Source organism: Carboxydocella thermautotrophica (assembly GCA_003054495.1).
Classification (GTDB): domain Bacteria; phylum Bacillota.
The window spans coordinates 699,937-725,412 of record CP028514.1; the positions used below are offsets into that span (position 1 = coordinate 699,937).

The 25,476-nt window shown below is 49.5% G+C and carries 26 protein-coding genes; 24 read left to right on the top strand and 2 right to left on the bottom strand.

Going from position 1 to position 25,476, the window contains the following annotated elements; genetic code table 11:
- Positions 1–27: 27 nt before the first annotated feature.
- The 5 genes from CTH_RS03465 (at position 28) to CTH_RS03485 (ending at position 5,655) form a co-directional block, all read left to right on the top strand.
- Positions 28–1,683 (top strand): peptide ABC transporter substrate-binding protein, encoded by a 1,656-nt coding sequence (locus CTH_RS03465; protein WP_078664254.1) that lies wholly within the window; start codon positions 28–30, stop codon positions 1,681–1,683.
- A 118-nt stretch (positions 1,684–1,801) separates the two neighbouring features.
- Complete coding sequence (locus CTH_RS03470; protein ID WP_107753051.1) at positions 1,802–2,731, top strand: ABC transporter permease; 930 nt, start codon at positions 1,802–1,804, stop codon at positions 2,729–2,731.
- Between the two features lie 23 nt (positions 2,732–2,754).
- Positions 2,755–3,651, top strand: a complete 897-nt coding sequence (locus tag CTH_RS03475) for an ABC transporter permease (protein ID WP_107754256.1) — start codon at positions 2,755–2,757, stop codon at positions 3,649–3,651.
- 12 nt (positions 3,652–3,663) lie between these two features.
- Positions 3,664–4,683, top strand: a complete 1,020-nt coding sequence (locus CTH_RS03480) for an ABC transporter ATP-binding protein (protein WP_078664252.1) — start codon at positions 3,664–3,666, stop codon at positions 4,681–4,683.
- Positions 4,684–5,655 carry an ABC transporter ATP-binding protein gene (locus CTH_RS03485; RefSeq protein WP_079906277.1) on the top strand — a complete coding sequence of 324 codons (972 nt, stop codon included), beginning with the start codon at positions 4,684–4,686 and terminating at the stop codon, positions 5,653–5,655.
- 52 nt (positions 5,656–5,707) lie between these two features.
- Here the strand turns inward: CTH_RS03485 and CTH_RS03490 are convergent, their stop codons facing one another.
- Positions 5,708–6,274, bottom strand: a complete 567-nt coding sequence (locus CTH_RS03490; protein WP_078664250.1) for a hemerythrin domain-containing protein — start codon at positions 6,272–6,274, stop codon at positions 5,708–5,710.
- A gap of 13 nt (positions 6,275–6,287) precedes the next feature.
- Complete coding sequence (locus CTH_RS03495) at positions 6,288–6,950, bottom strand: DUF134 domain-containing protein (protein ID WP_078664249.1); 663 nt, start codon at positions 6,948–6,950, stop codon at positions 6,288–6,290.
- A 132-nt stretch (positions 6,951–7,082) separates the two neighbouring features.
- On the opposite strand from CTH_RS03495, the gene CTH_RS03500 reads away from it, so the two are divergent.
- The 19 genes from CTH_RS03500 (at position 7,083) to CTH_RS03590 (ending at position 25,451) form a co-directional block, all read left to right on the top strand.
- The gene (locus tag CTH_RS03500) at positions 7,083–7,274 is read left to right on the top strand and encodes a ferritin family protein (protein WP_078664248.1); all 192 of its coding nucleotides are present in this window, start codon (positions 7,083–7,085) and stop codon (positions 7,272–7,274) included.
- A gap of 13 nt (positions 7,275–7,287) precedes the next feature.
- Positions 7,288–7,833 carry a spore coat protein gene (locus tag CTH_RS03505; protein ID WP_078664247.1) on the top strand — a complete coding sequence of 182 codons (546 nt, stop codon included), beginning with the start codon at positions 7,288–7,290 and terminating at the stop codon, positions 7,831–7,833.
- A gap of 179 nt (positions 7,834–8,012) precedes the next feature.
- Positions 8,013–8,738: an epoxyqueuosine reductase gene (locus CTH_RS03510; RefSeq protein ID WP_078664246.1), complete on the top strand. Its 726-nt coding sequence runs from the start codon at positions 8,013–8,015 to the stop codon at positions 8,736–8,738.
- Between the two features lie 3 nt (positions 8,739–8,741).
- Complete coding sequence (locus tag CTH_RS03515) at positions 8,742–9,437, top strand: response regulator transcription factor (RefSeq protein WP_107753053.1); 696 nt, start codon at positions 8,742–8,744, stop codon at positions 9,435–9,437.
- Positions 9,434–10,915: a sensor histidine kinase gene (locus CTH_RS03520; protein ID WP_107753055.1), complete on the top strand. Its 1,482-nt coding sequence runs from the start codon at positions 9,434–9,436 to the stop codon at positions 10,913–10,915. The genes CTH_RS03515 and CTH_RS03520 overlap by 4 nt, the downstream gene beginning before the upstream one ends.
- Positions 10,916–10,982: 67 nt before the next feature.
- Positions 10,983–12,026, top strand: coding sequence for a CotS family spore coat protein (locus tag CTH_RS03525; RefSeq protein ID WP_159073810.1), 1,044 nt, complete (start codon positions 10,983–10,985; stop codon positions 12,024–12,026).
- Positions 12,026–13,117 carry a CotS family spore coat protein gene (locus CTH_RS03530; protein WP_107753059.1) on the top strand — a complete coding sequence of 364 codons (1,092 nt, stop codon included), beginning with the start codon at positions 12,026–12,028 and terminating at the stop codon, positions 13,115–13,117. The genes CTH_RS03525 and CTH_RS03530 overlap by 1 nt, the downstream gene beginning before the upstream one ends.
- The gene (locus CTH_RS03535; protein ID WP_159073811.1) at positions 13,095–13,691 is read left to right on the top strand and encodes a metallophosphoesterase family protein; all 597 of its coding nucleotides are present in this window, start codon (positions 13,095–13,097) and stop codon (positions 13,689–13,691) included. The genes CTH_RS03530 and CTH_RS03535 overlap by 23 nt, the downstream gene beginning before the upstream one ends.
- A gap of 75 nt (positions 13,692–13,766) precedes the next feature.
- Positions 13,767–14,594, top strand: coding sequence for a polyamine aminopropyltransferase (gene speE / locus CTH_RS03540; protein WP_078664240.1), 828 nt, complete (start codon positions 13,767–13,769; stop codon positions 14,592–14,594).
- Positions 14,595–14,603: 9 nt separating this feature from the next.
- Positions 14,604–15,467 (top strand): agmatinase, encoded by an 864-nt coding sequence (gene speB / locus CTH_RS03545; RefSeq protein WP_079906284.1) that lies wholly within the window; start codon positions 14,604–14,606, stop codon positions 15,465–15,467.
- Positions 15,468–15,652: 185 nt separating this feature from the next.
- The gene (locus CTH_RS03550) at positions 15,653–15,835 is read left to right on the top strand and encodes a hypothetical protein (protein WP_078664238.1); all 183 of its coding nucleotides are present in this window, start codon (positions 15,653–15,655) and stop codon (positions 15,833–15,835) included.
- Between the two features lie 2 nt (positions 15,836–15,837).
- On the top strand, positions 15,838–16,374 hold the full coding sequence (locus CTH_RS03555; RefSeq protein WP_107754259.1) for a hypothetical protein: 537 nt from the start codon (positions 15,838–15,840) through the stop codon (positions 16,372–16,374).
- A 111-nt stretch (positions 16,375–16,485) separates the two neighbouring features.
- On the top strand, positions 16,486–17,541 hold the full coding sequence (gene arsB, locus CTH_RS03560; RefSeq protein WP_107753063.1) for an ACR3 family arsenite efflux transporter: 1,056 nt from the start codon (positions 16,486–16,488) through the stop codon (positions 17,539–17,541).
- Between the two features lie 13 nt (positions 17,542–17,554).
- Positions 17,555–17,869 carry an ArsR/SmtB family transcription factor gene (locus CTH_RS03565; RefSeq protein WP_078664236.1) on the top strand — a complete coding sequence of 105 codons (315 nt, stop codon included), beginning with the start codon at positions 17,555–17,557 and terminating at the stop codon, positions 17,867–17,869.
- Between the two features lie 6 nt (positions 17,870–17,875).
- Complete coding sequence (locus CTH_RS03570) at positions 17,876–19,963, top strand: molybdopterin-containing oxidoreductase family protein (protein ID WP_078664235.1); 2,088 nt, start codon at positions 17,876–17,878, stop codon at positions 19,961–19,963.
- Between the two features lie 200 nt (positions 19,964–20,163).
- Positions 20,164–21,141 carry a sodium:calcium antiporter gene (locus CTH_RS03575; protein ID WP_078664234.1) on the top strand — a complete coding sequence of 326 codons (978 nt, stop codon included), beginning with the start codon at positions 20,164–20,166 and terminating at the stop codon, positions 21,139–21,141.
- A 21-nt stretch (positions 21,142–21,162) separates the two neighbouring features.
- On the top strand, positions 21,163–21,708 hold the full coding sequence (locus CTH_RS03580) for a beta-class carbonic anhydrase (RefSeq protein WP_078664233.1): 546 nt from the start codon (positions 21,163–21,165) through the stop codon (positions 21,706–21,708).
- 120 nt (positions 21,709–21,828) lie between these two features.
- Entirely contained in the window at positions 21,829–24,099 is a 2,271-nt protein-coding gene (locus CTH_RS03585; protein ID WP_107753065.1) for a helix-turn-helix domain-containing protein, read from the top strand.
- A 350-nt stretch (positions 24,100–24,449) separates the two neighbouring features.
- Positions 24,450–25,451 (top strand): sugar ABC transporter substrate-binding protein, encoded by a 1,002-nt coding sequence (locus CTH_RS03590; RefSeq protein WP_107753067.1) that lies wholly within the window; start codon positions 24,450–24,452, stop codon positions 25,449–25,451.
- The last annotated feature ends 25 nt before the right edge of the window (positions 25,452–25,476 follow it).

The following is a 25,476-nucleotide window of genomic DNA, read 5'->3' on the forward strand; positions in this document are numbered from 1 at the left end:
TAAACTGATCTAAAGGAGGATTAGCGCATGAAATTTGGGAAAAAAGCACTGGCCGCTCTTCTTTCTCTCAGCCTGGTGCTGGGAGCCGGTCTGGCTGGTTGTGCCGGCAAGACTGAAACCAAAGAAGGGGGCAAACAGGCTGAAGTACAAATGGCCAAAGAACAGGTGATCAAGTACAACCTGGGAGCTGACCCGGAAACTCTGGATCCCGCCAAAGCTACCGGCGCTCCCGAAATGACAGTTCTAAATGCCCTGTTTGAAGGTTTGACCCGCTATGACAAGGATGGCAAAATTGCCCCTGGTATGGCGGAAAAGTGGGAGATTTCCGAAGATGGTACCAAATACACCTTCCATCTGCGGGATGCCAAGTGGTCCAATGGCGACCCTGTAACTGCTAAAGATTTTGAATACGCCTGGCTGCGGGCCCTGGATCCCAAGACTGCTTCTGACTACGCTTATCAGCTCTACTACCTGAAAAACGGGGAAGAGTACAACAGCGGCAAAATCACCGACCCTGCTCAGGTAGGGGTCAAAGCCATCGATGATAAAACCCTGGAAGTAACCCTTAAGGCTCCTGCTCCCCAGTTCCTGGGTCTGACTGCTTTCTCCACCCTCTATCCGGTGAACAAGAAAGCCGTTGAGGCCAATCCCGAAGCCTGGTTCAAAAAGCCGGAAACCATGATTACCAACGGACCCTTCAAGATGAAAGAATGGACACCTAAGCAGCAGATTGTGGTGGAAAAGAACCCCGGCTACTGGGATGCTAATACTGTGAAGCTGAATCAGGTTGTCTTCACTATGGTTGAATCTGCTGATACTGAACTGACCATGTTCAAGACCGGTCAGATCGATATTGGGAACAATCCGCCCACTCAGGAAATCGAAAACCTGAAGAAAGACGGTTCTTTGAAAATCGGACCCCAGTTGACCACTTATTTCTATCGTTTCAATGTAACCCGGAAACCTCTGGATAATCCCAAGGTGCGGAAAGCTCTGGCCCTGGCCATTGACCGGGAAGCTATTGTCAAGAATGTAACCAAGGCTGGACAGACTCCGGCTGATGCCTTTGTTCCCGTTGGTTTCCCCGATGCAACCCCGGATAAGGATTTCCGCAAAGTAGGCGGTTCCCTGATCAAGACCTTCGACGCAGAAGAAGCCAGGAAGCTGCTGGCTGAAGCTGGTTATCCCGATGGCAAGGGTTTCCCGGAGATCACCATTCTCTATAACACCAATGAAAACCATCAGAAGATAGCTCTGGCCATTCAGGAAATGTGGAAAAAGAACCTGGGTATCAATGTGAAACTGGTGAACCAGGAGTGGAAAGTCTACCTCAAGTCCCAGTCTAATCTGGATTATGACATTTCCCGTGCCGGTTGGGGTGCTGACTATCTGGATCCCATGACCTTCATGGATATGTTTGTCACCAATGGCGGTAACAACAATACTGGCTGGAGCAACGCCAGGTATGATGAGCTGATCAAAAAGGCTAACCTGGAGTCTGACAATGCCAAGCGCATGGAATACATGCATGAAGCGGAAAAGATCCTCATGGATGAAATGCCCATTGCTCCTATCTACTTCTATACTCATCCCTATCTGATGAAAGATAACCTGAAAGATGTAGTAGTACCCAGCTTTGGTCCCTATTTCGAATTCAAGTGGGCCTGGGTAGCAGAGAAATAAGCTACTTTTAGAGGACGGCAGGGAGGTATATGCGGCTCCGCTAAGGGAGTCCGCATATACCTTCTTACCTTGTTAGGGAACTAGTAAAATAATGGTACAGCCAGGAGGTGTTTTCGGGGTGCTGAGATTTTTAGTGAGGCGTGCGATTTCGGTGGTGACCGCCCTCTTTTTTGTGGTGACCCTCACCTTTTTTATGATGAAAGCCATTCCCGGCGGGCCTTTCGATGCGGAAAAGAAACTGCCGCCGGCTATTCAGAAGAACCTGGAGGAAAAATATCACCTTAATGATCCCCTGTACAAGCAGTACCTGGATTACTTGAAAGGGGTAGTAACCTGGAACCTGGGCCCGTCTTTCAAGGAAGAAGGGGTTACAGTCAATGATATCATCAAAACCTATTTCCCTGTCTCCGCTACCCTGGGGGCAGTAGCTGTTACCTTTTCATTGATAGTAGGTATTATTTCCGGAATCATAGCTGCATTACGACATAACAAGTGGCAGGATTATCTGGCCATGATTTTGTCCACTATCGGATTTGCTGTGCCCAGTTTTATTCTGGCGACCTTGCTGATGTACGTGTTTGCCCTCAAACTGCAATGGTTTCCGGCAGCGATGTGGGGGAGCTGGGAGAATGTGGTGCTTCCCGCTCTGGCGCTATCCGGGATGCCGACTGCGGTTATTGCTAGATTTATGCGCTCCAGCATGTTAGAGGTCTTACAACAGGATTATATCAAGACAGCTAAAGCCAAAGGGTTGTCTGAACGGGTAATTATCTACCGGCACGCTTTGCGCAATGCCTTAATGCCCATTATTACCTATCTGGGCCCTCTGGTGGCCGGTATCTTCACCGGTTCCTTTGTGGTGGAGCATATTTTTGCTATTCCTGGTCTGGGCCGCTATTTTGTCACCAGCATCAGCAACCGGGATTATACCGTGATCATGGGTCTGACTATCTTCTACAGTATTTTCCTGGTTTTGATGAACCTGCTGGTAGACCTGGCCTATGCGGCTGTTGATCCGCGCATAAAACTTGTGGAGAAGAAAGGGTGATCACGGTGGAGCTGTCCAAAGAGATGTTTCAACGGGTGGAAGTAGAAAAGGGGGCGGCAGAAGCCATCACCCGACCCAGTACCACCTTCTGGCAGGATGCCTGGCGGCGTCTGAAGAAAAACAAGCTGGCAGTAACCGGTCTGTGGATTATCGGGATTATGATCATTCTGGCTATTTTTGGCCCCTATATCAGCGGGTATACTTATTCAGATCAGAACCTGAACGCAACCAACCTGCCCCCTTCAGCTGCGCACTGGTTCGGCACCGATGACCTGGGCCGGGACCTCTTCACCCGGGTGATGTACGGTGCCCGCATCTCCTTGTTCATTGGGATTGCCACCAGTTTGATTACCTTTATCATCGGTGTTATCTATGGTGGCATTTCCGGCTACCTGGGCGGGAAAGTGGATGAAATCATGATGCGGATTGTGGAAATCTTCTGGTCTGTACCTTTCCTGCTCTACGTGATTTTGTTGATGGTGATCATGACTCCCGGCCTGAAAACCATCTTGATTGCCCTGGGAGCGGTTTACTGGATGGGGATGGCCCGGATTGTACGGGGACAGGTGCTGGCCTTGAAAGAACAGGAATATGTGCTGGCAGCCCGCACTCTGGGGGCCAGTTCCTGGCGTATCCTGTTCCGCCATCTGATTCCCAACGCCATGGGTCCGATTATCATTCAAATGACTCTGGCTATTCCGGAAGCAATTTTCACCGAAGCCTGGCTCAGCTTCCTGGGTCTGGGGGTTTCTGCGCCTATGGCATCCTGGGGTGTGCTGGCCAGTGACGGCATCAAGGGGATTTACTCCTATCCCTGGCAGATCTTCTTCCCCGCGATGTTTATCACCATTACCATCTTAGCCTTTAACTTCCTGGGTGACGGGCTGCGCGATGCCCTCGATCCCCGTATGCGCAAATAGGAGGTGCTGGGATTGCAACAGGAAAAACTCTTAGAGGTCAAAGACCTGCGGGTGTCTTTCTTCACCTATGCTGGTGAAGTACAGGCTGTCCGCGGTGTCAGTTTTCATGTTAATAAAGGAGAAGCAGTGGGGATCGTAGGGGAGTCCGGTTGTGGTAAGTCAGTAACCTCTCAGTCCATTATGCGGCTGATTCCCTGGCCCCCCGGGAAAATTGTAGGTGGTCAGATTCTTTTCCAGGGAAAGGACCTGGTTAATGCCACCGAACAGGAAATGGAAAAAATCCGGGGCAATGAGATCGGTATGATCTTCCAGGACCCCATGACCTCCTTGAACCCCACCATGACCATCGGTCGGCAAATTGCCGAAGGTTTGATCAAACACCAGGGTTTGAGCAAGGAGCAGGCCCGGGCTAAAGCAATTGAGATGCTGGGGAAGGTGGGCATTCCCAGCCCGGAAAAACGGGTGGACCAATATCCGCATGAATTTTCCGGAGGTATGCGGCAACGGGTTATGATTGCCATCGCCCTGGCCTGCAATCCCAAACTGCTGATTGCTGACGAGCCTACTACTGCCCTGGATGTGACCATCCAGGCCCAGATTATCGATTTAATGCGGGATTTGCAGAAGGATATGGATACTTCCATTATCCTGATCACTCATGATCTGGGGGTAGTGGCAGATCTCTGCGAAAGGGTCATCGTTATGTATGCCGGTAAGGTAGTGGAAGTGGGTACTGCCCGTGATATTTTCCACAAACCTCAGCATCCTTATACCTGGGGGTTGCTGCGTTCTGTACCGCGGCTGGATGCCCGCAAAAAAGAGCCTCTCAGCCCCATTTACGGTACACCACCGGATTTGCTCAATCCACCTAAAGGCTGCGGTTTTGCTGCCCGTTGCGAATATTGCATGAAAGTCTGTTTGGAGCAGGAACCACCGGTAACAGACCTGGGGAACGGCCATCAGGTAGCATGCTGGTTGCAACATCCTCAGGCGCCTAAACCGGAACGCCTGCAGGTAAAGGAGGTGGGCTAAGTGGCCAAACAACCACTGGTAGAAGTTAAAGGATTGAAAAAGTTTTTCGAGGTAGGCCACGGCCAGGTCCTGAAAGCGGTCAACAACCTCAATCTGACCATTCATAAGGGAGAAACTGTCGGTCTGGTAGGGGAGTCAGGTTGCGGTAAGTCCACTGCCGGTAGGACCATCATCCGGCTCTATGAGCCCACAGCCGGTCAGGTTCTATTCAATGGCCGCAATATCTATGATCTGAAGGGGAAAGAGTTGCTGCAATTGCGGCGGGGCATGCAGATGATCTTCCAGGACCCCTATGCTTCCCTGAACCCCCGTATGACGGTAGGGGATATCATCGGGGAGGCGCTGGATATCCACGGTCTGGCCAAGGGCAAGGCCCGCCAGGAACGGATTATCGAGCTCTTGCGTCTGGTTGGCCTCAATGCCGAGCATGCTAACCGCTTCCCCCATGAATTTTCCGGGGGTCAGCGGCAGCGGGTGGGTATCGCTCGAGCCCTGGCAGTAGAGCCCCAGTTCATTATCTGCGATGAGCCCATCTCCGCCCTGGATGTGTCCATTCAGGCGCAGGTGGTTAACCTGCTCAAGGATTTGCAGGAAAAAATGGGCCTGACCTATCTCTTTATAGCCCATGACCTGGCTATGGTTAAATACATCAGTGACCGGGTAGCGGTGATGTATCTGGGCAAGATGGTGGAGCTGGCTGAGTCCTTTGAACTGTATGACCGGCCGCTGCATCCCTATACCCAGGCCTTGCTGTCAGCTATTCCCATTCCCGATCCGGAAGTGGAGGCTTCCCGGCAGCGCATAATCCTGCAGGGGGATGTGCCCAGTCCCATCAATCCCCCCAGTGGGTGCCATTTCCGCACCCGCTGCCGTTATGCCAAGCCTATCTGTGCTGAACAGGAGCCGGAGTTAAGAGATATGGGCGGCGGTCACATGGTAGCCTGCCACTTCGCCGGTGAAGTGGGTAGATAAATGAAAAAAGCCCCTCTGGAAGAATTTTCTATTCCGGAGGGGTTTACGTTTGTTAAATTGATTCAATACCCAGCCTATCCGCCAGTTCCCGGGCAAAATTAACATACTTATCCCGGATCGCAGCATTTTCAGGATCAGCCTCAATTTCGGCAAACAGCCGATTGAGGCTTTCTTTTGTTTCCGGGGCCAGTTGACGCCAGGCCAGAGGATAGATGACATTGTCTTCCTTATGGATGTGTTCCTGCAACAACTGCTCATAGCCGATGGCATTGGCAATCACATCCAGTTTGGCACTCTTATCGCCCTGATCCCAGCGGTTGAGAGCTTCCGCCAGTTTGCTGATAAACCGCCGCCCCAGATCATGTTCCACCAGCATGCCCAGCACGGGACCATCCTTCAACCGCTGGTCCATTTCTCCTTCCATACGGTTAAACAGCTGGTCTTCTTCTTTCATGTGATGATATTTATCGGCATAGTTGCGGACAAATTCAATAATCTGCCGGAAGAGGGCGGTATCCACCTCCGCCCCTTCCACTATCTGAGAACAAAGCTGGCGAATAGCCTTTAATACCAGCAGGATAGGTTTATGTTCGGCAATCAGGATCTCTTTTGCATCCATTGAATTTCACCTCTTAATCTGAATGACGATGGTGGCCATGACTGTGACCGCCTCCGCAGCCGCAGGAAGGGGTACCACTGGTCAGTTTGCCTGCAAGGAAGGCTGCAACTGCTTCTTCAACAGTGCCACTGGCTCCACAATAGACATTAATACCGGCAGATTGCAAGTGAGACATAGCTCCCTGACCGATACCCCTGGCCAAGGCCACGCTGACCCCTTCTGATTGCAGCAGTTCAGCCAGGCGGCCGTGCTGATGCTGGTAGCTGGCTGTATCGACCAGAGCTTTATTGACAATCTGGTTGTCTTCCACTGTTACTATGGTAAACTGCCGGGAACGACCGAAATGGGGATTAACCTGACCGTTTTCAGTGGGTATAGCGATTTTCATCGTATATCTGCCTCCTCCGTGAATGAGTATGCCATGGCCCATGAGCAGGGCATGGGCGATTTTTTGCCGGGCCTGTTTGAGCAGGCGGTGAAAAGTAGGGCGACTCACCCCCATGGTCTGGGCACATTCCGCCTGTTCCAGATCCAGATAATCTTTAAGGCGAATAGCTTCCAATTCTTCAAAGGTGAGTTCAATATCATGCAAATGGCTAGCAGGAACACCTGCCGGTTTATAATAGCGTGCCCAGGGCAAAGCTCTAATATGTCGACACCGGGTAGGTCGGACCATTCCATCACCTCCTTATTTTCAACATAACACGATTATGAACATATGTCAATAATAATTGGCATGAAATACCATGAATTTTTTTCGTTAGAAATATAACACTATAAAAGGAAAATTACTGGGGAGGTGAAGTATATGCCTGGCCAACTGTCTCAAAAAGAGCTGACACTGTTGCAGGACCAGATCAATAATGAGCGCTTGCTGGTTGCCAAGTTCAACAGCTATGCAGCTCAAACTACTGATCCCCAAATTCGGGCTATGTGTCAGCAAATAGCCCAGCGCCATCAACAGCACTACAATACCCTGATTCAATTCCTGGGACAATAAGGAGGTGAAAGCCATGTTCGGCCAAATGACAGATAAAGATCTTCTGCAGGACTTGCTGGTAACGGAAAAGTACATTACCTCTGCCTATGACAATTTTGCCAATGAATCTGCCAATCCCAGCCTGCGTCAGTCGGTACTTAACATACTCAATGATGAACACAATATTCAGTCCGATCTCTGGAATACCATGAATCAGCGGGGCTGGTATCAGGTTCAACCGGCTCAGCCCCAGCAAATTCAGAGTGCCATCAGTCAGGTTATGGGCGGTGGTGTCACCATCAGTCGAATTGGTCAGCAATTTGGCCAACAGCCCATGGGTCAACAGCAAATGGGCCAATTTGGCCAGCAAGCCATTGGTCAGCAACAGTTTGGCCAGCAGCAGATGGGTGGCTTTGGCGGGGGTGTAACCCTGACCCCATCTCTGGCTCAGGCCCAGAATGTGCTGCAATCCAATCTGAGCAATATGCGGCAACAGGTGATGAACGACTGGACCCAGACCAACCCCGATTACCAGATGCAAGCCGGTGGTTATGGCCAGCAGCAATTCGGCAGATACTAAGACCAATGGGAGGAGCGATTTTTCGCTCCTCTTTTTATGTTATAATAGTAGAAAATGAATAAAGCGACACAGGGGGGATTAAACTGGAACAGATCAGGCAGGCAGCGCTGGCTGCTGGTTTTCTGGCTGCTGGTTTTACTTCATGGCAGGGCCAGACCGCCCTGGTAGTAGCAAGGGCCATGCCTGAGCAGGGATGGCAACGTCGACAGGAGGGAAGGTGCCAGGGCTATGTGGCCCGGGTGGCCTGGGGTCAGGATTATCACCGGGTTATGCGGGAAATGCTGGAACGAGTTTTACAGCGAATGGGGTTAACAGGACAAATCCAGGTAGACAGCGGGCCCTGGCCGGAAAAGGAACTGGCAGTAAAAGCCGGCCTGGGCTGGATTGGCCGCAATACCCTGTTTTACCACTGGCAAGCCGGCTCTTTTGTTAACCTGGGGGTAGCTTTATTGCCCTTCCCAGCAGATGGAGGGAAGAACGAAATAGAAAAAAAACCCGGCAGCCGTTGTGGACAGTGTCGGCGCTGTTTGGAAGCATGCCCTGGTGGCGCCTTGACTGAACAGGGGCTGGTGGTGAGCCGCTGCCTTTCAGCGGTCAGTCAGCGGCGAGGGGACATAACTGAAGCAGAGGCAAGGTTGCTGCCGCCCCGACTGTACGGTTGTGATGATTGCCAGAAAGTCTGTCCCTATAACCGGGAGCAGGTAAAGAAAATGGGGGACTGGGGCTGGATAGATGTGGATGAGGTATTGAGTTTAAGTAACCGGCAATTCAAGGAGAGCTGGGGCAAAACAGCGGCGGGCTGGCGCGGGGCCGGGGTAATCCGGCGCAATGCCAGGCTGATTACAATTTCACAGAATGGACAAAAAAATATGGTATACTGGAATAAAAAAGATAATGGGGGATAAATGATGGCGAGAGTACTGGTGGTAGATGATGAAGAGCGGATCAGAAGGATGTTGAGGTTGTTTTTGGAAAAAGAAGGACTGGAAGTCCTGGAGGGGGAAAACGGCCAGCAGGCAGTGGAGCTGGTGCGAAAGGAACGGGTGGACCTGGTGGTACTGGATCTGATGATGCCGGTCATGGACGGCTGGGAGGCCTGTCAGCAGATTCGCAGCCAATCCCAGGTTCCGATTATCATGTTGACGGCCCGGGGGGAAGAAGAGGAAAGGATTCATGGTTTTGAACTGGGAGCTGATGATTACGTAGTCAAACCCTTCAGCCCCAAGGAACTGGTGCTGCGCATAAAAGCCCTTTTGCGGCGCAGCCTGGGCTCAAGTCCAGTGGAGGGCGAAAAAAAAGGGCTGAGTTTTCCTGGCCTTACCATTTTGCCGGAGAGCCGGAAAATCCTGGTGGATCAGCAGGAGGTTGCCCTGACGCCCCTGGAGTATGATTTGCTCCATTTCCTGGCCCGGCATCAGGGGCGGGTATTTACCCGGGAGCAGCTGCTGGAAAAAGTCTGGGGCTATGATTATTTTGGCGATTTGCGTACCGTGGATACCCATGTCAAACGGGTACGGGAGAAACTGGGGAAAATCAGCACTGAAGTAGCAGGCTATGTGGTCACCGTTTGGGGTGTGGGCTATAAGTTTGAGGTGAAGAAATGACCTGGCTCAAGCAACTGAGAGAAAGTATCGTTGTCAAGCTCTGGCTTTCCATGGTATTGTTGTTTGTCGGAGTAATGATTATCCTGGGCCTGGTTCTGAGTTCCATGTTCGAACAGTTCTATTTTAACTGGCAGGCCCGGGATTTAATCAATCGCAGCCTGCAGGTTGGCAAGGTACTGGCTGAGGAAGGGGACTGGGCCAAAGCCTATACCTATGCGGAAATCCTCAGTAAAGAAGATGGCTCGACCATTGGTATTACCAACTCTCATGGTGTGGTAATGGGATGTTCCAACCCGGAACATTTCTCCCGGGGAGCGCGCCTGAGCCAGGAAGAACTGGAGGCCCTGGACGCTGGACGGATATTGATTAAACAGGGCAATATCCCCGGTCAACGGCAGACTCTGTTGATGGTCCTGGTGCCGGTGGAGTTGCCGGTTAGTGTCATGCCCGGCATGGGGCACTGGCGGGGCGGCCGTAATACCAGTTTGCAGCGGGTTGGGGTGTTTGCTTATGTACCGGTTGCGCCTATAACAGAAACCATCTTGCAGGTACGGCTGCTGTTAAGCGCTACTGCCATGGGGGCGGTGGCTTTAATCACCGTTCTGGGGCTGTTGATGAGCCGCAAGATTACTACTCCGGTGCTGGCTATTACTGAAGTGGCCATTGCCATGATTAAAGGAGATTTCAGTCGCCGGGTGGAAATCAGTTCCCAGGATGAAATCGGGCGGCTGGGTCAGACTCTGAACAAGCTGGGGGAAGAACTGGAACGTTCCCGGCAGGCTCAGGAGGGGCTGGAAAAAATGCGCCGGGATTTTATTGCCAATGTGTCCCATGAACTGCGCACCCCGCTGTTTTTGATTCAGGGTTACACTGAGGCCTTGCAGGAAGGGCTAGCAGCAGATGAGGCAGCCCGGGAGGAATTACTGGCAGTGATTATGGACGAAACCAGACGGATGCAAGGTCTGGTCAATGAACTGCTGGATCTGGCCCGCTATCAGGCGGGACAGGCTCCCCTGCGCATGGAGCCTATACAGGTAGAAGAATTGCTGGCCGGGGTGGCCCAGAAGTTTCGCCCCTGGGCCCAGGAACAGGGGATTAGTCTGGAAGTGGAGGCGCAGCCAGGGCCTCCGCTGACCGGAGATTATGATGCGCTGACCAGGGTGCTGATCAACCTGACGGATAATGCTCTGCGTCATACGCCGGCCGGGGGACAGGTGACCCTGCTGGCTGAGCCGGAAGCAGATGGCTGGAAAATCAAGGTCAGGGATAGTGGTTATGGCATTCCTGCAGCGGATATCCCCTATATTTTTGAGCGGTTCTACAAAGTGGACAAGGCCCGCACCCGGGGGCGGGGCGGAACAGGCCTGGGACTGGCTATTGCCCGTTCCATTGTGGAGGCCCATGGAGGTAGTATCAAGGTGGAGAGCGAAGAGGGCAAAGGTACCGAATTTCAGATCTTTTTGCCCGCTAAGGTGTAGGCAAGGGCCTACACCTTTTTTCCTTTTCCGGCATATGATGCTGTATGACCGGGAGGGAGGCAGTATTATGGCTGTGGAAACGGGACGAGCGCTGCGGCTGGCCTGCCAGGCCTATGGGGTGGAACCGGTGCTGGTGACCAGGTTGCAGGAGGATGTGTACCGGGTGGATTATGCCAGCGGTGCCCTGGCTCTGAAAATTACCGACATGAAACCGGAGCGCATCCAGTTCCTCTGGTTCTTGCAGGACTGGCTGTTTCGCCAGGGGTTTGAGCGGCTGGCTCCGCCTCTCTACACCCTGGCCGGGCAGCCTTATGTTCAAATCGGCTCCTTGACCTTTATCGCTACTGGCTGGGTGGAAGGCAAAAAATGCCGGTTCAGCAAGGAGAGCCATCTGACGGCAGCGGCCCGGGTGCTGGGTGAGTTTCACCAGAAAGCCAGCCAACTCAAGCCCAGCGGAGATGGGGGCGGAAAAGCCATGTGGCAGCGCTGGCCCCGGGTTTGGGAGAAACGCTGGCAGGAACTGCAGGAATTTCGCGACCTGGTACGAAAACGCGATTTACTTACCCCCTTTGACCGCCTTTTCCTGAATTCTGTCAATGATTACCTGCGGCAGGGGGAGCAGGCCATTACCATGCTGCAGGGCAGTGCCTATCGCAGCCTGGCCAGCTGGTCGGCCCGGGAAAGGACTTTTATTCACCGGGATGTGGCCGCTCGCAACTTCCTGATCGATGCAGAGGGGAGAGGCTGGTTGATTGATTTTGATTATGCCCGTTATGACCTGCATATTGCCGATGTGGCCCGTTTGCTGGATCGAAGCATGCGACGGTATCACTGGAAATTTAACCAGGCCCGTCTGATTCTGGCCGCCTACAACCAGGCCCGCAGCCTGAACCGGGAGGAAATCGAGGTATTGCAGGCATTTCTGCTTTTTCCCCAGCGTTACTGGCGGCTGGTCAACCGTTACTACCGGGAAAAACGGGATTGGAGCCAGAATGATTTTCTGCTCCGAATGGAAGATCTCTTGCGCCAGCGGGGGGAAAAGCATTATTTCCTGGCAGAGTTTGGCCGTTACTTTGGTTTGCGCAGTTATCGCGGGGGAGGAGTGGCCTGATGCAGCTGGAAAAACTATTGAAAGAGGAGTGGGGTTTGACGGTCAAAAAACTGACTCCGGTACGGTCAGCCTGGCGGGTGGAGGCAGAGGAAGGGATTTTTGCCTGCAAGTTTAGTCGTAGCAATCCGGAACGATTGAAACTGCTGGTAGAGGCCCAGGAATATTTGCTGGCAGCTGGATTTAACCGTTTTGCCCGGCTGGTGCCTACTCGGACGGGGCAATGGCTGGTACAACCGCAAGAGAAGGCCTGTCTGCTGACTACCTGGGTCAATGGAGAGGAACCCAGCTATTACCGGCAACGAGATCTGCTGGCGGTGAGTCGCGTTTTGGGCCAGTTCCACCGGGTGGCCTGCCAGTTCCCTGCTGCCCGGGTAGGCCAGGGCAAGGATAAGCTGGGGCAGTGGCCCAGGAAACTGGAGAAAAAAAAGGAGGAACTGGTGCAATCCCTGGAACTGGCCCGGCAGGAGGGAAACCGGGATCTGTTTAGCATCATTCTGTTATCCCGGCAAAAATGGTTACTGGAAATGGCCCGGGAGGCGGTTGAGGCTGTACGGCACTCCCCTTACCAGCAGCTGGTGGAAAGTTATCAGCGGGAAGGTCTGGCCCCTCTCTGCCATGGGGATACAGCGATGCGCAATTTTCTCCTGCGCTTGAATGGAGGTCAAACTGAGGGCTGGTTGATTGATTTTGATTCACTGGCGGTTGATTTGCCGGTGGTTGATCTCTGGCGTCTACTGCGCCGCAGTCTGCGCCGCAACTACTGGTCCCAGCCTCTGGCCTTTGCCATGTTGAGAAGTTATCACCGGGAAAGAAAAATGACCCGGGAGGAAGTAGAAGTGTTGACGGCCTTGTTGACTTTCCCGGAAAAGGAATGGCGGCTGGCCAAAGCCTACTATCGTCAGCTGGACCAGCTAAGTGCCAGGGATAAATGTCAGTGGGCCGGGAAATTGCTGGACCTGGTAGCGGGACATGAGGACAAGGAGGCTCTGCTCCAGCAGCTGCCCCAGGTCCCCCTGACGGAAGAATATATTCCCTGGCTAAATGGATTGGGTAAGGAGGGAGCAGACAGTGAAAATCGCCGTCCTGGCTGATACCCATGTGGGCGACCGGCGGGAAAAACTGAATGAACGTATACTGACTGCCATTCAGGGGGTGGATATGATTTTTCATGCCGGTGACATAGTACAACCGGAGACCCTGGAGGAACTGGCCCGCATCGCCCCGGTGGAAGCAGTAGCTGGCAACCATGATTGCCAGCGCTTTGGCCTGGCCCTGCCGCGGCGAAAAATCGTGGAAGTGGCGGGTTACCGTTTTGGGCTAATTCATGGGGATGAATTCTGGGGGGTACACATGAACAAGAGCCAGCAGCTGGAATATCTATACCAGCTGGCAGTGGAACCTTTTCTGGAAGAAGAACCTCTGGACATGATCGTTTTCGGCCATAGTCACCGGCCCATTCTGGATTCCTGCAAGGTGGTATTCCGTCCCTCCAGTCCCATGGGAAGAAAGGAAAAGCGGACAGTACTGCTCTTTTCTCCGGGCATGGGCCATCGCAACCGCTATTTGTCCACTATTGGCTTTCTTCATCTGCAACCGGCAGAGTTGCGGGCCGAAATAATGGTCTTCGGGGTACCGAAAGAAAAAAAAGGTCCGGTAATTGAATAATTTTGCTTTATTTTTTAGCCTCCTTTGGTATAATATTCATGTCTTATATTTAACCAAGGAGGCGTCAGAGCAAAAATGGAATTATGGTACACCGAAAAACAGACGGAAAATGTTGGTATTACCTGTAAAATCACTCAGACCTTGCATACAGAAAAGACTGAGTTTCAGGATCTGGCGGTGATCGATACCCTGCAATTTGGCCGCATGCTGGTTTTGGATGGCATGGTCCAGACTACCATCAAGGATGAATTCGTTTACCATGAAATGATCTCCCATGTAGCCCTGAATACCCATCCAAACCCCGCTAATGTCATGGTCATCGGTGGCGGTGATGGGGGAGCGATTCGGGAAATCATCAAACACCCCGGAGTGCAGAAAGCTACCCTGGTGGAAATCGATGGCAAGGTAATTGAGGCTTCCAAAAAATATCTGCCGGAAATCGCCTGTGCCCTGGATGATCCGAAAGTGGATGTGCGGGTGGAAGATGGTATCAAGCATATCGCTGAACATGAGAACCACTATGATATTATCCTGGTGGACTCTACTGAACCGGTAGGACCGGCTGTTGGTTTGTTTGCCGCTGATTTCTACCGTTCCATTTACCGGGCCCTGAAGGAAGATGGTATCATGGTGGCCCAGACTGAATCTCCTTTTTTTAATGCTGATCTGATCAGCCGGGTTTTCAAGGACATATCCGCTATTTTCCCTATCACCCGGCTTTATCTGGCTTCTATTCCCACTTACCCCAGTGGTCTCTGGTCCTTTACTATGGGCAGCAAAAAATATGATCCTCTCGCGGTTAAAGAAGAGGATATCGCTCAATATCCTACCAAATACTACAATGCGGCTGTGCACAAGGGAGCTTTTGCTCTGCCCAATTTTGTCGCCGAGCTGCTGAAGTAGGTGGCCAGGATGTTAAAACAGGTTGAACGCATCAGTGATTTCATGGGTTCCACCCGGGACTGGGCCGAGGCCAAATCGGTAATTATCGGCATTCCCATGGACTTTACCACTTCTTTTCGTCCTGGTACCCGGCTGGGGGCGGCAGCGGTAAGAGGGGTATCCTGGGGAATCGAGGAATACAGCCCTTACCAGGATCGGGACCTGGCTGACCTCAGCTATTATGATGCCGGGGATATGGCCCTGCCTTTTGGACAGGTGGAGGAAAGTCTTAAGATCATTGAACAGGTCACTGCTGAAGTGCTAACTGCTGGCAAGTTTCCTCTCTTCATCGGAGGCGAACATCTGGTCAGCTATCCCATTATCAAGGAATATGCCCGCCGTTATCCGGACCTGGCGGTTATCCATTTTGATGCCCATGCCGATTTGCGGGAAGATTATCTGGGCAATCCCCATTCCCACGCCACGGTGATGCGCAAAGTTGCAGAACTGATTGGGCCACAGAATGTCTACCAGTTCGGGATTCGCAGTGGTACCCGGGAGGAATTTGCCTATGGTCGGGCCAAAACCAATTTTTATCCTTTCCAGGTGTTAGAACCACTGCAGAAGGTGATACCGCAGCTGCAAAACCGGTCTATCTATGTGACCCTGGATATCGATGTGGTTGATCCTGCTTTTGCGCCGGGAACCGGCACGGCTGAACCGGGGGGCATATCGGCAGCGGAAATGCTGGCTGCCATTATCGCCCTCAAGGAATTGCAGGTAGTAGGATTTGACCTGGTGGAAATCGCGCCCCAGTATGACCAGAGTGAACGCACCGCCCTGCTGGGGGCCAAAATCGTCAGGGAAGCGCTGCTGGCTTTTACGGAAAAATAGTTGCCATTAATTACAATTTATGATAATATATATGTGTGATTTATCACATGACTTTTCACCCCACCTTTTATACGCCCGCATTATGCGGGTGTTTTTTTGTGTAAGTTTGTAAATTTTTTTGACTTCTATAAGGATAAAGCATATAATAATAGCAAAGGATGTGTTCAGTATAGAAGGTGGATGTTATGGCAACTGTATCTTTTGATAAGAATATTATTATCAGAGAACCAGAAGCAATTGAAAAACTGATTGATGTACTTTTGTCTGAAGATGTGAAACCTGTCAATAAGAAGCTGGCTTCTGCTGAGGAGATAGCAAGGGGTGAAGAAATATTAAGACGTTGCTTATCCCTCTCGAAAAATTCTTAGGGATGGCTTCCGAAAAGAAAGTATCGGAAGTCATCTCTATTTTTAAATGCGCAAAAGATCGTGATATTGAAAATTTTATTAAAGAGAAAGCAATTATTTATGAGAAAAAAGCAAAAAGCCGAACATACCTTGTTTTTGATGAGGAGGCATCATTAGAAGGAGAATTTAAGCTCCTGGGATATTTTGCCCTGGCATTACAGTCGCTCAAAATACCTGAAGGCACCAGCGTATCCCAGATTCGCAGACTCGATGGGCTTTATTCAAGAAAAGGAGACGGATTAATTACTGAAATACCTGCATTTTTAATTGGTCAACTGGGAAAAAATGATCTATATAAAGATGATATAAACGGAGATAAGTTAATGAAATATGCCCTCGCGGTTATCTCAAGAGCACAGGAAATAGTAGGTGGGCGGATTGTTTTTTTAGAATGCCAGGACAAGCCCAAGCTAATTGATTTTTATTCACGAAATGGATTCAAGATTTTTCGGAAGGATCCACTGGATAATTTAGTTCAAATGATTCGTTTAATTAACTAAGCAACAAGAGGACCGCTGATAGGTCCTCTTGTTTTTTTCCCACCCCTGACATATAATATAATTAACATATCAACATATCTAAATATATAAATAAAGGAGGCCTTATTAAACATGAGTGCCAAATCGGGTTTATCGCTCCTCGATCGTTTCCTCACTCTCTGGATTTTCCTGGCCATGGCGCTTGGAGTAGGGCTGGGCTGGGCCTTTCCCGGACTGGCGCAGTGGTTGGATAGTCTCTCGGTCGGTACCACATCCATCCCTATCGCTATCGGTTTGATTGTGATGATGTATCCGCCCCTGGCTAAAGTAAATTACCGGGAGCTGGGCAAGGTGTTCCGGGATGGTAAGGCCTTATCCCTTTCCTTGCTGCAGAACTGGGTGATTGGCCCGGTGCTAATGTTCATCCTGGCAGTAGCCTTTTTGCGGGATTATCCTTCATTTATGGTAGGCTTGATTCTCATCGGCCTGGCTCGCTGTATCGCCATGGTGATTGTCTGGAACAGCCTGGCCAAAGGGGATACGGAATATGCGGCAGCTCTGGTGGCCTTTAATTCCATCTTCCAGGTCCTGTTCTATTCTGTTTATGCCTATATTTTTATTACCGTCTTGCCCACCTGGATTGGGCTTAAAGGCTATGAAGTGCATATTTCCATGGCTGAGGTAGCCAAATCGGTAGCCATTTATCTGGGGATTCCCTTTGCGGCCGGGTTTTTAACCAGAACCCTGCTGGAACCGGCTAAAGGTAGCGAATGGTATATGAAAAAGTTTGTGCCTAAAATCAGTCCCCTGGCGTTAATTGCTTTGCTCTTTACAATTGTGGTAATGTTTACTTACAAGGGGAAATATATAATTGAACTGCCTCTGGATGTGTTACGCATTGCAGTTCCCCTCTTGATTTACTTTGTGGTTATGTTTGCGGTTTCCTTCTTCCTCAGCCGCCAGGCGGGAGTTGATTATGGCAAGACAGTGAGTCTGTCCTTTACCGCAGCCAGCAACAACTTCGAGCTGGCGATCGCGGTGGCGGTAGCTGTCTTCGGGATTGAGTCCAAAGAGGCCTTTACAGCGGTTATCGGTCCCCTGATTGAGGTGCCGGTGATGATCGCTCTAGTTAATGTAGCTCTGGCCTGGGGTAGAAAGTATTATGGCTTAAAGGATAGCAGCATCTGACAGGAGGCTAACCATGAAAGAACTGGCGGAAAAACTGCGGGCCCTGGCGGATGAGAATCGGCTGCAGATTATCCGGCTGCTGGCCCGGGGAGAGCTGTGTGTCTGTGAAATCATGGATTATCTGGAGATGAGTCAGCCAACAGCCTCCCATCATCTGAAAATCCTGAGACAGGCCGGACTGGTGACGGATCGCAAAGAGGGGCGCTGGAGTTATTACCGTTTGCAGTCTGAGGCTGTGCAGGCACTGACGGCAGAAATCCAGGGCCTGCTTGTCACCGGGGAACCACTACCTCCCCGGCCTGCCAGCCGGTGTCAGCCAAAGGAGTAAAAGAACATGAAAGCGGTCAAAGATGATGAACTAACCTGGATCCCTACCTGTTGCAATGGCTGTGGCGGCCAGACCGGTATTCTGGCCGGCATCAGGGATGGGGAGGTAGTCAAAATCAAGCCCAATTCCGAAAACCCGATCGGAGTGGCCCTGACCTGGGAGGAGTTTCAGGAGCAAAAACAGCGCGGTGGGCGGGTCTGCTTGAAAGGAGTGCATGCTCCCCGGCAGTGGGCGGATCCGGAACGCCTTACCCGGCCCCTTCTGCGCAAAGGGCCACGGGGCAGCGGGCAGTGGCAGACCATCAGCTGGGAAGAGGCCCTCGCACTACTGGCAGAACGGCTGGAGCAGTTGCGGCGGGAACATGGGCCGGAAAGTCTGCTCTGGTTTTGTGAAGATCATTCCTTTATTCACATTCAGGAGGAGTTTTGCCGGGCCTATGGCACTCCCAATTTCCTCAACCACACCAATATCTGCGATGCCGGTCGGCGGGCCGGATTTCTGCGGGTTCTGGGCATAGAGCGTCCGCTGGCCCATTTGTCTCAGGCCCGGGTCATTCTGCTGCTGGGCTGGAACCCCCTGGAGGCAGTGAAATGGATGTACTTGCCGGCAGCTCTGGAGCAGGCTCTGGACCAGGGGGCCCGGCTGTTTGTGGCTGACCCGGTCAGGAGCAAAACCGCCAGCCGCGGTCACTGGCTGCCAGTGCGACCGGGAACCGATGGGGCCCTGGTGCTGGCTCTTTGCCATATCCTCTGGCGGGATGGCAAATATCAGCGGGATTTTGTCCAGCAATACACCAGTGGCTGGGATGAATTCGCCGTCTATCTGCAGGACAAAACCCCGGCCTGGGCTGCCGAACTGACCGGCCTGGAGGAAAGGAAAATTGAGGAACTGGCTGCTCTGCTGGCCGAATATGCACCCAGGGTAGTGGTGGATGCCTGGTGTGGTGTCAGCCATTACAGTAACGGTATGGAAACTACCCGGGCGGTGGCCTGTCTCAATGCCCTGCTGGGAACCATTGATCGCCCCGGTGGATTGCTCTGGCCGGAAAGGTTTAAACTGACGGGGCGTCCTCCGCAACCGAACTGGCCGCAGATTGCCAGTCCTGCTGTCGATGGGCGAGGAGCAGCCTATCCCTTTGCCCACAAGTCCGGCAGTTATGTGGCAGCCCGGGAAGCCATTCTCAGCGGACAGCCCTATCAGCCGCGGGCGGCAGTGGTGGTTTTTCAGAATCTGATGCTATCCCTGCCCAATGTGGAGAAAAGCGAAGCAGCCCTGCGTCGCCTGGATTTTCTGGCTGTTTGCGATGTCTATCTGTCTGAAACGGCCCTGCTGGCTGATCTGGTCCTGCCAGGTACTCATTTTTATGAACGTTATGACCTGACAGTAAACTGGACGGCTTTTCCTTCCCTCAGTTTGCGCCAGCCGGTGGTGGAGCCGCGGTCCGGCATCTGGCCGGAATATGAATGGATTCTGGAACTGGCCCGGAAATTGAGCTTATCCGGATTTGACCTTTCTTACCAGCAGTACCTGGACTGGCAGGTGAAACAGGCCTGCGGACTTTCCTTGTCGGAACTGGCCAGCCTGCCGGGAGCGGTATTCAACCGGGGACCGACCCGTTATGAGAAATGGCGGGAACGGCCCTTTCCTACTGAAAGCGGCCGCATCCAGCTGGGCTGTGACTGGCAGCCGCCAGGGACTTTGCCCAATCAGGATTATCCCTTTTATATGGTTAACTGGAAAGTGTATCAGCATACCCATACCCGCAGCCAGAACAATCCGGCTCTGTTACAAGCCTATGGGGAAAACCCCCTCTGGATTCATCCCGAGACAGCAGCAGCTCTGGGTATTGGCCCGGAGGACCGGGTACGGGTAGAATCAGAGTATGGCTGGATTGAGAGCGGGGTTTTCCTTACAGAAGGTATCCATCCCCGGGTGGTAGGCCTGGCCCATGGTTTTGGCCACTGGGCCCTGGGCAGTCGGGCTAAAGGGCGGGGGGCAGCCGTAAATCGTTTGTTGGCCGGTACGGCAGAAGCAGGCAGCGGTCAGGCTATTCTCAAGGAATGCCGGGTTAGGCTAAGAAAGGTTGACAAATGAACCTTCCCTTGCTAAACTATACTTAGCATATACACAGGGGGAGTAGCTGTCGGGCAAATTGCCCGGTGAACAGAGTCGTCATTCCGGCCGTTTAGGCCCGGCTCTGTTGGCTGATGGAGCCAAGCAAGACCCTGTCTTTCCTGAGCAGGAAAGGCAGGGTCTATTTTTGTTAATAATAAAGTTGATAGGAGGGGATAGTTATGTTGTGGCAGTTATTGGGAGGACTGATTATTATCTTAATTGGGGCTGAACTTTTCACCAATGGGATTGAGTGGCTGGGCAAAAAGCTTAATCTGTCCCAGAGTGCAGTGGGAAGTGTGCTGGCGGCTGTCGGCACAGCCTTACCGGAAAGCATGATTCCGGTGATAGCCATTTTATTTGGTGTGGGAGAAGCCGGGCATCATATCGGGGTAGGGGCGATTCTGGGTGCCCCCTTTATGCTGGTCACCCTGGGGCTGGCCCTGGTGGGAACCGGGGCTCTGGTTTACCGGAAGCGACGGGAAACAGGCACTGAGGTGGCAGTCAACAAAGGACAGCTCAACCGGGATCTGGGCTTCTTCCTGGTCTTCTACGGTCTGGCGGTAGTCGCAGCTTTCCTGCCCGGTTGGGCCAAATATGGTATCGCTCTGGTGCTGGCCGGGGGCTATTTCTGGTATGTCTGGCGTACCCTGCAGGCTGACTGTGAAGCCATCGGCCACTGTCCCCCTCTCTATCTGGCTCGCAAAAACCCGGAACCGGGCAAGCCGCTGGTGATTTTGCAGGTAGTGCTGGCATTAGGGGTGATTATCCTGGGGGCCAAACTGTTCGTAAGTGGAGTAGAGGAAATAGCGGTCTGGCTGGGCCTCAGTCCTATGCTGGTCGCCCTGATTCTCGCCCCGGTGGCCACCGAGTTGCCGGAAAAACTGAACAGCATTATCTGGATGCGGCAGAATAAGGATGTAATGGCCACTGGCAACATGACAGGAGCGATGGTCTTTCAGAGCAGCCTGTTGCCGGCCTTTGGTATGGTTTTCACCGACTGGCAGCTGGGGCAACAGGGGCTGACCAGTATCGGCCTGGCCCTGGTGGCTGCTCTAGTCCTCTGGCTGGTGAACCGGCGGCGCCAGGGCCGCATTCCAGGCCAGCTGCTCCTTTTGTTTGCGATTTTTTATTTGCTTTTTGTACTGACCATTATATAATGACAGCAGGGGGTGGTGTTCATGTTGTTAAGGGAAATCCTGGAAGCTAACCGGGAATTTGTCCAGCGCTGGGAACAGGAGCGGGAAGCCCGGCAGGCGGGCAAGTTGCCGGCCAAAAAACTGGCCATTTTCTCCTGTATGGATACCCGGCTAGTGGAAATGCTGGAGCCGGCCCTGGGTTTAAAACGGGGGGAAGCCAAGGTTATCAAAAATGCCGGTACTATTTTAACCGAAGATGTGGTACGCAGCCTGGCCGTGGCTATCTATTTGCTGGGGGTAGAAGAGGTGGTGGTAATCGCCCACCTCGATTGCGGAATGGCCAAACCGGATGCGGATAGGATGCGGCAGGCCATGCTGGCCCGGGGTGTGAAGCCGGAAGACCTGGAGGGTGTGGACCTGGCTGCCTGGCTTCAGGGCTTCGGGGAAGATTACCACGGCCATGTGCGAGAAGTGGTGGCAGGATTGCGCAATCACCCGCTTTTGCCTAAAGATATTCCTTATCATGGCCTTTTATTCTGTCCCGATACCGGGCATCTGGAACTGGTAGTGGATGGGTATAAAGAGTAGCCCCTGTACAGGGGCTTCTTTTTTTGCAGCATAATCTGTTTTGATAACCGCAGGAAATCGACTACTGATGTCGAATAAACATAACTTAACTATTGTTGGTTGTGGGGGTAAAAGGGGTCAATGAAAAAAATTAAGCCTACTTTTTTAAAACTCATAGCATCATACATTTTATTGACTTCTATTATCTTGCTTGTTACTACAGTAATTTTATATAAAGGTTATAAAGAACAAATTATTGAACAAGCAGATATAGCATCCCAACAAATGCTTAGTCAAGCAAAGTATTACACTCAACATACGGAGAATTGGGCTAAATCATTCATTTATCAGCTTTATATTGATAAAGATATATATAAATTAATGTATGAAACTAATCGGGATTATTCTCAAAATGTTTTAATCGGTATGATGAAAATTCGTCAAGCAGCCACTTTGGTGCCGCTTATACATTCAATTTATATTTATAATAATGTTAATAAAATGTTTTATTCTTCTCTCGGGAACAGTGCTGACCGATTTACATTTGAAGATCAAGGCATTGTAGAGTTATTAAAAGAAAATAATCAAACATTTAGCAGTAATTTAATCCCGCGTTATGTTGATTTTAACACCAATGGTTTGAAGTATAGAAAAAACCTGCTAACTATCATTCTTTCCAATGTGAAAAATACCCGTAATAATATGCCAGATGGTGCAATAATTATAAATATTGATGCTGATAATGTTGAAAGTTATTTCAAAAATAGTATTTCTGGTCAAAATAATCTTATTTTGGCTATAAACACTGGCGGAAAAATAATTTTTCATCCTGACCCTAAATTATATTTAACTAATATTTCTAATAAAAGTTATATTAAAAAAATTTTAAAGGAACACAAAACAGGAGGAAGTTTTATTCAAGAAATTAGTGGGAAACCTTCAATTGTTACGTTTTTGAAGTCACCACGTTCAGATTTGATTTTTATTAATATAACTGCTTACGATACTCTTCTTGGCACAATCAATAAAATGGTACGGCTGATTATTATAGTAATCATTTTAACTTTACTGATAGGTATATTCTTTGCAATCTATTTATCGCGTAATATTTATCAACCTATTAACAAGGCTGTTAATTATTTAAAAGACATAGCACCAATGGACAGCTACAGAGATGAACTTGACTATTTGGTCCTTGCCGTGGATAAAATTTTAAACACTCCTTCATCTCTCAAAGATCTTTCAATAGAAGATAAAAAAATGATTAAAGAAAAGCTTTTACTTGGGATCGTCCTCGATACGATCGATGATTATGAAAAATTACAAGAAAAAATTGAAGAATTACAACTGAAAATTAGTAATAGTAATAGCTTTATTGTTATTGTCTTCAAGATTGATAATTATAAAGAAACTGGTCAATTTACCAACCATTTAGTTGAGTTTTTCGAAAGAGATGAAGTAGACTATGAGTTTTTACAATTAGAAGATAGTGAGATAACATTAATTAAGGGTTTTACAACTTTAGTTTCTGTTCCTGATATTATAGAAAGCATCAGGCTAATACAGAATGAAATAAAACAAAATCTAGGCATAACAGTATCAGCAGGCTTAGGGGAGTGTGTAGAAAGTTTAACAGAAATAAACAGATCATATAAAATAGCAAAAGAATGTTTAAATTACCGCTATAAATATGGTAAAGAAAATATACTTTATTATGATAAAATTGTTTCAGAACTATCAGAGGGCTATAAATATAATAGTAACCTGGAACAGAACATTTTTAACGCTCTGAAAATGGGTAACCTGACAAAAGTTGAAGAAGAATTAAATAAAATGTTAGCTGAAATCAAAAATTATACTTATCATGAAGTATTATTGGCTTTGACCCAATTGGCGTTAAATTCAAAGATTTTGATTACCAATTTGTCTCAGATGAGTAACCAGAGTTTGTATATTGACATCCAGGAATTTAAAAAAGTAATAGAAAATATGGAAGACCTGGATGAAGCAAAACAGTGGTTTATAGAACTATATAAAAATACCATAGAAAAACTAAAAGAAAAGAAAGTTAACCGCAAAAAAGATTTAATATATAATGTGATAAAATATATAGAAGAAAACTATCATGATCCCCAGTTATCACTGGAAATCATTGCTGAACATTTTGGGATTTCGCCTAATTATTTGCGGATGCAGTTTAAAGAAGCAGAAAACAAGTCCTTATCTGCTTATATTAACGAGTTGCGTTTTGAAAAGGCTAGACAATTGCTTGAAGAAACCAGTTTAACTGTAAAAGAGATAGCAATTAAAGTTGGGTTTGAAAATTATAACTACTTTTATACTGCCTTCAAAAAATATTATGGCTTATCACCTAATCAGTTCCGTTTAAATATTGAAAAAAAGAATAAGTAGTAAGACTGACAGACTCGCACGTTTTTTTCTGTGCGAGTCTTCTTTTTTGCAGAAAGTGATAAATTTTGAAGTCGTGGAGTAAGCGCATTTTGAAGAAAACTGTTATTTTAGAACTTTAACAAAGTTCAGAAAACAGTTAATATTCATGCTAGATTAAGCCCTAAATTAAAGGCCCCAAAATAAGAAAAATACGGAAAGGAGATGATATCAAGTAGCAAGGCCCAGACAAAACTAATTATTTAATATCAAATAAAAGTAGATGGGGGTGAAAATTATCGAAGTTTATAGCCGATATAAATCCAATTACAAGTAGGTTATGGGAGCTAAAAAATGATGGGGAGGAAAAAATGATGAAGAAATTTTTAAAGATCATTAGTTTAATAGTAATTTTGTCATTGGTAGTTGCCGGTTGTGGAACTAAAAAGAATGAAACAGCGCAAAACAACAATGAACAAAACAGCGGAGCTACACAACAGAAACCCAAAATTGCAGTAGTATTAAAGGCAGTGAACAGTGACTACTGGAAGATTGTGCAAGCAGGGGCAATGGATGCTGCCAAAGCTCTGGGAGTTGAGGTAGAAGTTTTGGGTCCCAATGCCGAAACGGATATTGCTGGGCAAACTTCTATAATGGAAGACCAAATTGTCAAGAAAGTATCGGCTCTGGTAGTAGCACCTTCCCAGCCAAGCGCTGCCGTTGCGACTTTTGATAAAGCCGATGCAGCCGGCATTCCGGTACTCTTAATTGATACTGATGCTAATTGGGATAAGAAGAAGTCCTTTATCGGTACCGGTAATTTCGCCGGTGGCAAAATCGGGGGCAAATTTTTGGCCGAAAAATTAGGTAAGGGTGCTGAAGTGGTAATCATTCGCGGTGCTTTGGGCGATGCTACCCATGATGAACGGGTTAACGGTGCCAAGGAAGAATTGGAAGCTGCCGGTTTAAAAGTGGTTGCCATTCAACCCGCTAACAGTGACAGGAATATGGGTATGTCAGTAATGGAAAACCTGCTGCAAACTTATCCTAATGTCAAAGGGGTATTTGCTTCTAATGATGAAATGGCTCTGGGGGCGGTAAGAGCGTTGAAGCAAGCCAAAAAGACTGATGTGGTAGTTGTTGGTTTTGACGGTTCGCCGGATGCCTTAAAGTCTATTAAAGCCGGGGAATTAAGTGGTTCTGTGGCGCAAAGTCCCTATAATATCGGTAAATTTGGCGTAGAAGCTGCTGTCAAAGTGGTAAAGGGAGAAACAATCGAAAAGCGGATTGATACTGGCACCAGCATGATTACAAAAGATAATGTGGATCAAGCTATCTCTGATTTGGAAAAAATTCTGGGCAAAAAAATTAACTAACTTAATCATGGCAGCCGCTGGCTGC